The 12,036-nt window shown below is 65.7% G+C and carries 9 protein-coding genes; 6 read left to right on the forward strand and 3 right to left on the reverse strand.

The genetic code is table 11. From position 1 onward, the window contains the following. Nucleotide 1: 1 nt before the first annotated feature. Both BM353_RS07460 and BM353_RS07465 read right to left on the reverse strand, forming a co-directional pair. On the reverse strand, nt 2-1,060 hold the full coding sequence (locus BM353_RS07460) for a quaternary amine ABC transporter ATP-binding protein (protein WP_092078754.1): 1,059 nt from the start codon (nt 1,058-1,060) through the stop codon (nt 2-4). After that, nucleotides 1,057-3,324 carry a DUF1989 domain-containing protein gene (locus BM353_RS07465; RefSeq protein WP_245759597.1) on the reverse strand — a complete coding sequence of 756 codons (2,268 nt, stop codon included), beginning with the start codon at nt 3,322-3,324 and terminating at the stop codon, nt 1,057-1,059. The genes BM353_RS07460 and BM353_RS07465 overlap by 4 nt, the downstream gene beginning before the upstream one ends. Nucleotides 3,325-3,536: 212 nt before the next feature. Between BM353_RS07465 and BM353_RS07470 the strand changes: the two genes are divergently transcribed. Together BM353_RS07470 and BM353_RS07475 are read left to right on the forward strand one after the other, a co-directional pair. Then, a complete protein-coding gene (locus tag BM353_RS07470) occupies nt 3,537-4,538 on the forward strand; it encodes a LacI family DNA-binding transcriptional regulator (protein ID WP_092078760.1) in 1,002 nt (333 codons plus the stop codon). Between the two features lie 275 nt (nt 4,539-4,813). After that, complete coding sequence (locus BM353_RS07475) at nt 4,814-5,461, forward strand: 5-formyltetrahydrofolate cyclo-ligase (protein WP_092079220.1); 648 nt, start codon at nt 4,814-4,816, stop codon at nt 5,459-5,461. Nucleotides 5,462-5,489: 28 nt separating this feature from the next. Here the strand turns inward: BM353_RS07475 and BM353_RS07480 are convergent, their stop codons facing one another. After that, nucleotides 5,490-7,991 (reverse strand): cation:proton antiporter, encoded by a 2,502-nt coding sequence (locus BM353_RS07480; RefSeq protein WP_092078763.1) that lies wholly within the window; start codon nt 7,989-7,991, stop codon nt 5,490-5,492. A gap of 216 nt (nt 7,992-8,207) precedes the next feature. Between BM353_RS07480 and BM353_RS07485 the strand changes: the two genes are divergently transcribed. The 4 genes from BM353_RS07485 (at nt 8,208) to BM353_RS07500 (ending at nt 12,032) form a co-directional block, all read left to right on the forward strand. Next, nucleotides 8,208-9,164, forward strand: coding sequence for a DctP family TRAP transporter solute-binding subunit (locus tag BM353_RS07485; RefSeq protein ID WP_092078766.1), 957 nt, complete (start codon nt 8,208-8,210; stop codon nt 9,162-9,164). A 62-nt stretch (nt 9,165-9,226) separates the two neighbouring features. After that, on the forward strand, nt 9,227-9,697 hold the full coding sequence (locus tag BM353_RS07490; protein WP_177220488.1) for a TRAP transporter small permease: 471 nt from the start codon (nt 9,227-9,229) through the stop codon (nt 9,695-9,697). Continuing rightward, the gene (locus BM353_RS07495) at nt 9,694-10,977 is read left to right on the forward strand and encodes a TRAP transporter large permease (protein ID WP_092078771.1); all 1,284 of its coding nucleotides are present in this window, start codon (nt 9,694-9,696) and stop codon (nt 10,975-10,977) included. Before BM353_RS07490 ends, BM353_RS07495 begins: the two co-directional genes overlap by 4 nt. Beyond that, nucleotides 10,974-12,032 carry an alcohol dehydrogenase catalytic domain-containing protein gene (locus tag BM353_RS07500; protein ID WP_092078774.1) on the forward strand — a complete coding sequence of 353 codons (1,059 nt, stop codon included), beginning with the start codon at nt 10,974-10,976 and terminating at the stop codon, nt 12,030-12,032. The genes BM353_RS07495 and BM353_RS07500 overlap by 4 nt, the downstream gene beginning before the upstream one ends. Nucleotides 12,033-12,036 lie beyond the last annotated feature (4 nt).

The raw sequence follows: 12,036 nt of genomic DNA on the forward strand, positions 1-12,036 counted from the left end.
CCTAGCCCTCGCCCTTGATTGCGTGCAGCAGCGCGTCCTTGGTGACGACCCCGACGGTTTGCCCGGCGTCCTGAATGACGATCGGGTTGCTCTGATCGACGACCAGCCCCACCAGCGTGTCGAGATCGTCCTCGGGGTTGGCGGTCGGGCAGTCCGCCACGGGCGGCACCGTTTTTCCAGCCGTTTCATAGGCGGCGACGGGCTGCATGACCGTGTGGGCGAACACCAGTTTCAGCTTGGAAATACCGGCCACGAAATCCGAGACATATTGGTCGGCCGGCTCGGTCACGATCTCTTCCGGCGTGCCGATCTGGACGATTTCGCCGTCTTTCATGATGGCGATCCGGTTGCCCATGCGGATGGCCTCGTCAAGGTCATGGGTGATGAACAGGGTGGTCTTCTTCATGGTCCGCGACAGTTCGAGAAACTCGTCCTGAAGCCCGCGCCGGATCAGTGGATCAAGCGCCGAGAACGGCTCGTCCATCAGCAGGATGTCGGGATCGGCGGCCATGGCGCGGGCAAGGCCCACGCGCTGCTGCATGCCGCCGGAGAGCTGCGCCGGGTAGCGGTCGCCATAGCCCTGGAGCGAGACCAGATCGATCACCTTGTCGGCCAGCTGGGTGCGGGTGAAGGCATCGACATTGCGCAGCTCCAGCGAGAAGGCGATGTTGTCGCGCACGGTGCGGTGCGGCAACAGGGACATGTTCTGAAACACCATGCCGATCTTGTCCGCGCGCATCTCGCGCAGGGCCTCGGGGCCGAGATCGCCGACATTGGTGCCGTTGATGAGGATATCCCCCGAGGTCGGTTCGATCAGGCGGTTGATGTGCCGCACGAGGGTCGATTTGCCGGAGCCCGACAGCCCCATGATGCAGAAGATCTCGCCCTCGCCGACGCTGATCGACACATCGCGCACGCCGACCACGCAGCCGAAACGGTCCAGCACCTCGGCCTTGGACAGGTTCTCTGCCCGCACCGCGGCCATGGCCTCATCGGCGCGATCCCCGAAAATTTTCCAGACGTTCTTGCAAACGACGACATCTTTTTGAGCTGCGGTCACGCGCGGGCCTTCTCTCGTTTGGGGTCAAGGAACGGAAGGGCGCAGACGATCGCAGGCAGGCGTTTCATATGCCCGTCGAGCCGCCCCACTTCGAGCAGCGCGCCCTCGTCGCTGTTCTCGATCGCGACCCGCGCCATGGCGATGGCGTGGCCAAGTTGGGGCGAATAGGTCGCGCTGGTGATCACGCCCACCTGCTCGCGCCCGACGAAGATCGCATCGCCATGGGCGGGGGTTTCCTTGCCGGCAAAGGTCAGGCCGACAAGGCGGCGGCGAGCCGCGGCCTTGTTTCGCTCCAGCGCGGCGCGCCCGATGAACGCGTCTTTCTTGAAATCGACCGCAAAGCCCAGACCGGATTCCATCGCATCGGCGTCCGGCCCGAACTCGGCCCCGGCGATCATCAGCCCGGCCTCCAGCCGCAGCATCTCAAGCGCCGCGCCGCCCATCGGCACCAGCCCGTCCGGCGCGCCCGCGGCCATCACACCGTCCCAGATTTCTGTCGCATGGTCGCGGTCGCAGAAAATCTCATAGCCCAGCTCGCCGGTGAACCCGGTCCGCGAGAGCATGAAAACCGGCCCGTCGCGATCATGGAGCCGGGCGACCGTGAAGCCGAACCACTTGAGGTTTTCCAGCATCGGCCGGCCGGGCTGGGTGAAGACGATCCGGCTCAGGATGTCGCGCGATTTCGGCCCCTGAAGCGCGAGGTTCACCATCCGGTGCCCGAGCGACCGGACATGAACGTTCAGCCCGAGCTTTTCGGCCATCTCGCGCAGATGCAGCGCCGAATTGTCGGACCCGCAACACCAGCGATAGGAGGTCGGCTCGATGCAGAACAGCGTCCCGTCATCGAGCACGCTCCCCCGCTCGTCGCACATCAGCGCGTAAAACCCGCGATGCTGCGCCAGTTTGTCGACGTTGCGCGTCAGGCAATGCTGCAAGAGGGCGGCGGCATCGGGGCCGATCACGTCATATTTGCGAAGGCCCGACATGTCCTGGAGCGTCGCGGCGGTCTTGCAGGCCCAGTATTCCTCCACCGCGCCGGTCGCGTCGAAATGGCTGGGCGTCCACAAATCGCGCGAGACGGCAAAGCTGCTGGTCAGCTTGGACGTGCGGGGATGGAAGGCGGAATGCCGCGTGAGCTTGGCCCCATCTTCGGGCTGCGCGCGCCATGAAACCGAATGGGTTATCGAACTGTCCTCTTCATAAATGCGAACGTGGATATCTGTGGGGTTCCAGCCGTTGATCGGATCGACGTCATCGGGACAGGCCGTCGAGACGCAGACGAGATCGGTCAACGCTTCCATCGCGACGTAGTCACCGGGGCGGGACCAGGCTTCGTCGGTGCCGAGATGGCCATGGGTGGGATCGACCCAGGAGTTGAAGAAGAAATTGATCGCCGGCCAGGCGGCCCGCCGTTCGATGCTGTAGGGGGCGAAGGCGTCGGAGATGTTGTCGGAGCAGTTGAGATGCCCCGGAAAGCCACGCTCCTCATAGCCCCGCGCGGTGCAGGCCAGAGCAAACGTGTCGTGGCGCCCGACGGTGTCTTGGCGCACGGCGAGAAGCGGGTTGATATCCTGATCGTAGAACTTGTCGTGCAGGCCCGGAAGCGGATAGGCCGCGCGCGCCATGGTACGGGAGACGGTCGAGTCGATATAGCGCTCCTTGCCCGCGTCAAGCGCGGAGGCACGCATCGCCATGAAGTCGGAGCATTGCTGCCCTTCGACGTCGATCACCTGAATGAACTGGCCTTGTCTGACCTGATAGGCCTGCGCCGTGCCGCGCGAAACGCGCCATTCATCGACGATCTTGCCCAGAGGGCGCGGCAGGGCGATGCTGTCCGCCCCAGCTGCGGGCGGCTGGACGCGCACCGAAAAATGGCTGCCGCCCCCGGTTTCAACGAAATCCCGCGCCACCGGAGCGATGAGGAAAACAGTGCAATCCTGCTGCAGTTTCGTGACATAGAGCGCGCCGGGCTCCGAGGCCGGGCCAAAGAGCTCCACACCGGTTCCGTCGCGCAAGGCTCCGCCACGCGCGCGGGTGAGCGCCTCCATCTGCCGGCTGTCAAAGGCGTCCACAGGGAGCTTGCTCTGCTCCGCCGGCCCCACGCCGACGGGCGCTCCGGAAAAGCAGCTCTGGTCCGGCAAGAGCACCGTCAGAACCGCCGCCGCGCCGCCCCCGGTATTGGTCACGGAAAGCGTCGATCCCGCGCGGACATCCAAGCTCACGGCCTCGCCGCAAAGCACATCCGCGACATGCACATTCGGCACCCCAAGACCGCGAAGTCGGGGCCGAGGGTCGGCAAAGGCTGACTGCGTCACAAGCATGTTTTTTCTCGCGTCAAACCCAAGTAACCGGTTACTTGAGTAGTTGTAAAAATTCCCAGCGGCTAGCAGCTAGCGTTAAGGGGATACCCAAGTTAACGACTCGTCTGTAATTTGAGTCAAGAAAAATAGCGAAACCTCTCGGGCATGAGCACCAAATGACGGACAAAGTGGGCACAATTCGGGACGTGGCGCGCATGACCGGCCTCTCTACGGCCACTGTTTCGCGGGTGATGAACGGGAATCCCAAGGTGAATCCCGAGATGCGCGCCGAAGTCCTGCGCGTCGCCAAGCAGCTTAACTATGTCCCCAACCCCGCGGCGCGGGCGCTCTCCACGCGCAGATCGAAAACCGTTGCCACGATCATTCCAACGATCGAACACTCGGTCTTCGCGAAATTCATCACCGCGATCGAACAGACCTTGGCGGCGCGCGGCTACAACCTTGTTCTGGCGATCTCGAATGCCGAGCTGACGCGGGAGATGGCCGCCGCGGAACAGCTGGTGGCGATGGGCGCCGAAGCCTTCATCCTGACCGGGGCGACGCATTCGGGCGAGTTGCTGGACATGCTGGAGCGCCGGAGCATCCCGGTGGTCTTCACCTCCATTTTCGATGGCGCCAGCGCAGTCCCGACAATCGGCTATGACAACACCGCCCTCGCCACTGCGGCCATCGAGTATCTGCACGGCAACGGCCACCGCACCATCGCCGTGGCGCATGGCCCGACGGCGGAAAGCGACAGGACGGCGGCGCGATGCCGCGGGGTCCTGCTGGCCTCGTCCGATGAGATCGAGACACCGCTTGTCGAGGTGGCGCTCAGTGTCGAGGGCGGACGGGAGGCGGCGCGGCGGATCCTTGAGATGAGCCCGCGCCCGAGCGCCATTCTTTGCCTCTCCGATGTGCTGGCCCTTGGGGTCATGTTCCAGTTGCAGAGCATGGGACTGACCATCCCTGACGATATCTCGATCATGGGGTTCGACAACCTGGATTGGTCGAAGGATTCGCACCCGAGCCTGACCACGATCGACCTGCCCGCCACCCGGATGGGCGATGTCGCGGCCCGGCAGGTCGTGGATCGGCTCGAAACCAGCGCCCCGATGACGAGCACCCGGTTGCCGGCAAGGATCGTGGAACGCGAGTCCGTGAGACGTGTGACCTGAGCCGGCGGGCTCGGCTGGAGCTTGCGTCCCTGCCCCTTAGTCGATGTTGACGCCGATCTGCATATAGAAGCAAGCCCGAGGTTCCAGCTGGCGGCATAAGGGACTTCCCGCGATCCGGAGCCGCGTTGGAGGGACGCGAGCGTTGCCGCCTCACCGCCAGATCGCCGCGTTGCGGGCGGACTCCCAATCGCGGCGGCCCACATGGTTTAGGCCTTCGTCTGCGCCTGGGGCTACGGTATCCTGTGCCCGACATCACGCGCGCGAAAGGCATCCGCATGAGCGATGACGAAACCGAGGGCGGCAGCGCCCCCTGCCTTGCCCATCACCTTGTCGATGGCCATCCGGTCGATCCGGAAACAGCGCGGGACGTGGCGCGGTTCAGGCGGGCGGAGCGGGCGCGGCTCGGTGCGGCGCGGGCCCTCCCTGCGGAGGCGCGCGCGGCGGCGACGGCCCGCCTGATCGACGGTCTGGACCGGATCATCGCGCCCGCAGGCCAAGCCATCGGCGTCTACTGGCCGATCCGAGGCGAGCCCGATCTGCGCCCCTGGATGGCGCGGGCCCATGCGGCCGGTGCGCGGATCCTGCTCCCCGTGATCGCGCAGGAACACGCGCCTCTCGAATTCCACGGCTGGTCGCCCCGCTGCCGGATGACCCGCGGCGTCTGGGATATCCTCGTGCCCGCCGATGGCGCGCCCGGCACGCCGGATATCGTCATCGCTCCGCTGCTCGGCGTCGATGAGAAGCTCTTCCGCCTTGGCAATGGCGGCGGGTACTATGACCGCACGCTCGCCCGCCTGACCCCGCCGCCGCGGGTCATCGGCGTGGGGTTCTCCGGGTGTCTGCTTCCCACCATCTACCCGATGCCGTGGGACGTGCCGATGAGCGAGGTGCTCTTGTCGGACGGAACGCACCTCAGGCGCTAGCACGCCGGGGGGCGAGCGCGGCTTGCTGTCACGTGTCCGAGAAAAGGTCCGCCGGATCGATGCCGCGCTTTTCGGCGCTGATGCGCACCGCCTCGCGCAGAGCCTCGCTGCGCTTGAGCAACCGGCGGAAGCGGTCCTCGTCCAGAACCAGCAGGGTGGTGGGCGCGATCGCCCGGACATCCGCGCGGCGCGCACGGTGGGTCAGGATCGCCATCTGGCCGAACATCTCCCCGCGCCCGAGCCGCCAGGTCTGGCCTGCGCTTTCCAGCTCGACCGCCCCGGAGGCGATGAAGAAGACGCTGCGCGCGCCGTGTTCCTTGCGCAGCACGATCTCGCCCGCATCGACATAGCGCGTGGTGAGGGACCGACTCAGCCGCTTCATGACGCCATCGTCGAAGTCCGCAAAGAGCGGAAACTGCCGGACAAAGGACGCCCGCTGGAGCGCGATGTCGAGGCGCGGGCGGTCCTCGGCCAGAACGCGGCGCGTCGCAAGCTCGCTCATCAACGCCATGTAGACCTCGGCGCCGATCAGCCCGTCCTCGCGCATCGCGACATACTCCCGCTCCTCAAGACGCAGCGCCGTGCGGCGGATAAAGCGACGCTCCAGCTCCTCCGCGTAGCCGGGATATTGCAGCCGCAGCCCTTCCAGCGCGGTCTCCACCGTCTCGATCCGGCGGGAGAGGAGATCGTGCAACAGCTCGGCGACCCGCCGCCCGTGGATGCGCCGGATGCGCCCGTCGATGAAGGCGCCAAGATCGCGCAGGATGAGGCGCTGCGTGAGCAGCAGCTCGAACCGGTCCGCCGTCATCCGGGCCAGCGGGGCCGGAATCCCGAGCCGGCCATTGAGCAGGACCGCGGCCCGAAACGCCCAGCCGTATGCCACGCTGCGCCGCGCCGCGCGCTGGTAACCGCTTCGGCCCTGAGTGCGCGCGCCCTCGATCAACCGGTCGGCATCCGACAGAACGAGATCCGCCATCCGGGCCGAAATCGTGCGCTCGCGCACCCGTGCGAGGATCGAGTCTCGCTCGTGGCCCGCCAGCGCGATCAGACCCAGGGCGATGCGGTCACGGTCGAGGATGTCGGCGCTCTCCTCGGCCATCTTGACCGCGGCATCGAGCCGTTCGCCGAAGCGCTTGGCCTCGGAGCGCACCGTCTCGTGGTTCAGATCGTAGTTCTCGGTGGTCCGCGCCACGTCCTCGCGCACGGTTTGCAGGGCCACGGCGACGACCTGCCGCGACAGGGCCTCGTCGATGGGCGAGAGCTGGTCGAGCCCGAGCCGCCCGATGATCCAGCGCAGAGTCGTGCCCTGCACCAGAAGCGTGAAGAGGGTGAAGCCGGTGGCGAGGATGCCGACCACGCGCTGGATATCGTCCGGCACCCGGACGCTCTCGGTCACCGCAAGCGCCAGCGCGAGGGTCACCGCCCCCCGCAGCCCGCCCCAAAGGATCGCCGCGCGATAGGGCCGCTCGACGGGCGGGGAAAGCTTCAACGCGGTCAGCAGCGGAAGCAGGCCGAAAAGGATCGCGGCCCGCGCGCCGACGGCGGCCACCACCACCACGCCGACCAGAAGGAAATCTTCCAGCCGCGCCTCCTCCAGAAGCCGGGGGATCAGCAGCGCCGCAAGGATGAAGATGAGCGCCCCGGCCCAATGGGCGAGCACGTCCCACAGATCGCGCAAGGCGGCCCAGGATTGCGGCGGCAGGCGGCCGGGGGCCGTGAGGTTGAGCGTCAGGCCGGTCGCCACCACCGCGATCACCCCCGATGCGCCCACGCTCTGTTCGGCAACGATATAGGCCAGATAGGGCAAGGCGACGGAGATGGAGATCTGCGCCAGATCGTGGCGGCTGAAGAGCGCCATGACCCAAAGGGCGATCCGCGCCGCGAGCCAGCCGGTCAGCGCGCCGCCCGCCAGCAGGATCGGGAACCGCGCGAGCGCATCGCCAAGGTCCGGGTCCGGAAGCCCCAGCATCACGAAGCCCATGAAGAGGCCGAAGAGGGCGATGGCGGCCGCGTCGTTGAGCAGGCTCTCGCCCTCGATGATCCGCGCCAGCCGTCGCGGCGCCGAGATGGAGCGGAAGATCGACACGACCGCCGACGGGTCTGTCGTCGAGACAATGGAGCCGATGAGCAGGCAGGCCGCCAGCGGAAGCGCGCTCGCCCAGAACAAGGCGTAGCCGACCGAGATCGTGGCAACCACGACCGCGAGCACCGCCAGCACGAGGATCGGGACCCAGTCGTCCAGCATCCGCCGCAGGTTCATCCCCAATGTCGCCTGAAAGAGCAGCGTCGGCAGGAAGACGTAGAGGAACACATTGGACCGGATCGGCAATTCGAGGATCGCCTCGGCGACGGGGTTGAGCGCGTCGGTCAACTCCGTCCGCAGAAAGAAGGTCGCCCCGGCGCCGATGAGGATCCCGAGAACGGCAAGGATCACGCTGTAGGGCAGGCGCAAACGCGCCGCGAAAGGCTCAGCCGCGCCGATGACGAGGAAGAGCGATGCGATGACCGTCGTGACGAGAATGATGTCCATGCCTCTGGATACCAGAACAGTCGAGCGGCGCATCCGCCTTATCGTCGCAACCGGCCAGTCGCGCGGGTCACTGCCTTGCCGGAGCGCTTGCGTCGCGACTGGTCAAGCAGGGGTCGCGGCGCTAAGCTCTGTGCAAATTTTGCACAACTTGTAATATTTTTTCCAGATTCATGCGCCTATCAAACCGATACTGCACAATTTGCAAGGGAGGGGACCATGAAACTTGCTATTCTGACGGCCGTTGTCGGCCTGATCTCGACGCCGGTTCTGGCGCAGGAAACGCTGAAATTCGCGCATGTCTATGAAGCGAATACACTTTACAATGAAGCCGCCGAATGGATCGCGGACCAGATCGAAGAGCGCACCGATGGCGCCTATGTGGTCGATGTCTTCCCAAGCTCGCAGCTCGGCAACGAGGAAACCATCACCGAGGGCCTGCAGATCGGCTCGATCCAGATGGCCTATACCGGCCCGACCTTCCTCGGCCAGTTCCACAAGCCCATGGCGATCTCGGAAGCGCCCTTCATCTGGAAGAGCTACGCGCACTGGAAAACCTACCAGGACAGCGAGATTTTCGATGAGGTGACGCAGGGCTATTTCGACAAGACCGGCAACAAGGTGACCTCGATCCTCTACTTCGGATCGCGCCAGACCAGCTCACAGGACAAGATCGAAAGCCCCGCGGACATGGAGGGGATGAAAATCCGCGTGGCCAATGCGCCGCTGTGGAAGATCTTCCCGACCGCCGTCGGCGCGAACCCGACGCCGATCTCCTTTGCCGAAGTCTACCTCGCGCTCCAGCAGGGCGTCGTGGAGGGCCAGGAAAACCCGATCACCATCATCGAATCGAACAAGTTCTACGAGGTTCAGAACTACGTCGCGCGCACCAGCCACATCACCTCCTCGGTCGTGTCGGTCTTTGGCGGCCCGCTCTGGTCAAAGCTGACCGAAGAAGAGAAAGCGCTCTTTACCGAGATCACGCGCGAGGCGTCGTCCTTGTTCAGCGACAAGATCGTCGCCCGCGAGGAGGAGCTCTTCGACAAGTTCCGCGCCGGCGATGAGGTCGAGATCGTCGATGTTGACCGCGAGCCGTTCGCCGAGCTCGTCATTCCCGCCGTCAAGGCCGAATGGGGTGAAGACCTGGTGAACCGCGTCACAGCCTTGGCCGATTGATCGGCGCTACGGGGCGGGGCGCCATGTGCCCCGCCCGATTTCCGTCTGGGGAGGGGGACAGAATGCGCAAACTTGTCGGTCTGGTTGAAGAGAGCTGCCTGCTCGCGGCCTTCTGGGCGCTCGGGCTTGCTGTCTTCGCACAGTTTTTCTTTCGCTACTTCCTCAACATGCCGCTGGGCTGGACCGAGGAACTGGCGCGATACCTGATGATCTCGGTGGCCTTTCTCGGCCTGCCGGTCGTGACCCGCCGCGGCGAGCATATCGCCATCGACATGTTTGTCGGGCTCATGCCCGCCGGCGCGCGCCCCTGGTTCGAAAGCCTCGCCGAGATCATCCAGATCGTCATCATCGGCACGCTTGCTTGGCAGGCCTGGGCCCTCGCCCAGCTATCGGGACAGGCGATGAGCACGCTCCCGCTGCCGAAATCGGTGATCTACTACATCGTGTTCACCGGGCTCGTCCTCAACCTCGCCGCCACTGTCCTGAGGCTCTCCGACCGCCTGCAGGGCGCCCCGCTGGAGGGCCGGCCGTGAGCATCCTCTTTATCACGCTCGCCGTGCTTCTCCTTCTGCGCATCCCCGTCGGCCTCGCGCTGGTGGGGGCCTCGATGTCCTACCTGCTCCTGACCGAAGGGCTCGGCACGCCGCAGGTCCTCTTTCGCATGATCAACGGCGTCGACAGTTTTACCCTGCTGGCCATCCCCTTCTTCGTCTTCGCCGGCGCGGTGATGAACGTGGGCGGCGTGACCGAACGGATCTTCGGCTTTGCCGATGCTGTCGTCGGCTGGATGAAGGGCGGGCTCGGCCATGTGAACGTCGCCGCGAGCGTGCTTTTCTCGGGCATGTCGGGCTCTGCCGTCGCCGATGTGGGCGGGCTCGGAGCGATAGAGGTCAAGGCGATGCGCGAAGCGGGCTATGACGACGATTTCTCCATCGGCATCACCGGCGCCAGCTCGATCATCGGGCCGCTCATCCCGCCGTCCCTGCCGCTCATCATCTATGGCGTTGTCGCCTCGGAATCCATCGGCAGCCTGTTTCTTGCGGGGATCCTCCCCGGTGTCTTCCTCGCGGTCCTGATGAGCCTCACGATCTTCGTCATCTCCTGGCGCCGCGGCTATGAGCCGAGCCTGGCCTTCAATGTCGCAACCGTCCTTTCGCGCGGCCGCAGGGCGATTTTTCCGCTCCTGACCCCGGCGCTGATCATCGGCGGAATCATGACCGGCGTCTTCACCCCGACCGAAGCGGCGGTGGCGGCCTCGGCCTATGCGCTGATCCTCAGCACGGTCGTCTTCCGCTCCATGAGCCTGGGCGATTTTACCCGGATCAGCCGGGAGACCGCCGCCACGAGTTGCTCGATCCTGATCATCGTGGCGGGCTCCGCGATCTTTTCCTGGCTGCTCACCGCCAACAACGTCGGCCGCATGGTGCAAGATGCGGTGACCGGCGTGACATCGAGCCCCTGGGCGTTCCTCTTCATCGTTGCCGCCGTGACGCTCATCGTCGGGTGCTTTCTCGACATGATCGCGGCGATCACCATCCTCGTGCCGATCCTGCTGCCGACCGCCACCGCGCTCGGCGTCGATCCGATCCAGTTCGGCATCTTCTTCATGTTCAACCTGATGCTGGGCCTGCTCACGCCGCCGGTCGGCATGGTCATCTTCGTTCTGGCCAAGGTGGCGGATGTCACACCGGGTTTCGTCAGCCGCAGCCTGCTGTTGTTCCTCGCGCCGCTTTTGCTGACCCTGCTGGCCCTGCTCTTCATCCCGGGCCTGAGCACCGCCCTTCCCAACATCCTCAACGGAGGCCTCCAGTGACACCATCCGCTCCGCTCGGCGCCGTTCTGCATGGGCCCAAGGATCTCCGCCTCGAGCCAGTCCCGGCCGAACCGCTCGGCCCGCGTGACGTGCGCGTGCGCCTCGGGGCCGCCGGGATCTGCGGCTCGGACCAACACTATTTCCACAATGCCCGAATGGGGAATTTCGTCCTCAAGACGCCCTTCGCGCTCGGCCATGAAATGAGCGGCGATGTCATCGACTGCGGGTCGGAGGTGGCGCGCCTGAGCCCCGGCGACCGGGTGGTGATTGATCCCGCGTTGGTCTGCGGCCAGTGCTCCGATTGCCGCGCCGGGCGCAACAACCTGTGCCGCAAAGTGGCGTTCATGGGCTCGGCCAGCCATGATCCTCATCTCGACGGCGGCTACCGCGAAAGCTTCGTGGTCGCCGAGCAGCGCTGCGTGAAGGCCCCCGGGGAGACGCCCCACGAATTGCTCTGCGTGACCGAGCCGCTCTCGGTCGCGGTCCATGCCGTGGCGCGGGCCGGCCCGATGCTGGGGCGCGACGTGGTGATCGCCGGAGCGGGCACGATCGGCGCGCTCATCGCGGCGGTGGTGCGCGCCGCGGGGGCCGCGCGGATCTGCGTGTCGGACCCCAGCGCCTTTCGCCGGGACCGCGTTCTGAAGATGGGCGCGAGCGATGTGATGGCGCCCCAGATGGGCGATGTCGTGCCCGCGATCGACGCCCGCGGCGGCGCCTTCGACGTGGCCTTCGAGGCCTCGGGCCATGCGTCGGCCTTCAGCGACGTGATCCGCATGACCCGCCGCGGCGGCCGGGCCGTTCTGGTCGGGATGATCCCGTCGCAGAATTGCGATGTGCCGTTCAACCAGATGACCGCGCGCGAGATCGACCTCGTGTCGACCTTCCGCCAGAACAACGTCTTCGAAAGCTCCGCCCGAATGCTCGTCGAGGGGGTGATCGATCCCGGCCCGATCATCACCGGGCGCTTCCCGTTGACCTCCGTGCTTGACGCCTTCAGCGCCTCGTTCCGGTCCGAGGAGCATATCAAGGTCCTGCTTACCAATCCGGCGCGTTGAGAGG

The sequence above is a fragment of the Poseidonocella sedimentorum genome (genome assembly GCF_900116005.1).
GTDB classification, from domain to species: domain Bacteria; phylum Pseudomonadota; class Alphaproteobacteria; order Rhodobacterales; family Rhodobacteraceae; genus Poseidonocella; species Poseidonocella sedimentorum.

Coding starts and splice junctions, on each gene's coding strand:
- BM353_RS07485 (WP_092078766.1), top strand. CDS start 8,208: ATGAAACTTGCTATTCTGACGGCCGTTGTCGGCCTGATCTCGACGCCG.
- BM353_RS07490 (WP_177220488.1), top strand. CDS start 9,227: ATGCGCAAACTTGTCGGTCTGGTTGAAGAGAGCTGCCTGCTCGCGGCC.
- BM353_RS07475 (WP_092079220.1), top strand. CDS start 4,814: ATGAGCGATGACGAAACCGAGGGCGGCAGCGCCCCCTGCCTTGCCCAT.
- BM353_RS07470 (WP_092078760.1), top strand. CDS start 3,537: ATGACGGACAAAGTGGGCACAATTCGGGACGTGGCGCGCATGACCGGC.
- BM353_RS07480 (WP_092078763.1), bottom strand. CDS start 7,991: ATGGACATCATTCTCGTCACGACGGTCATCGCATCGCTCTTCCTCGTC.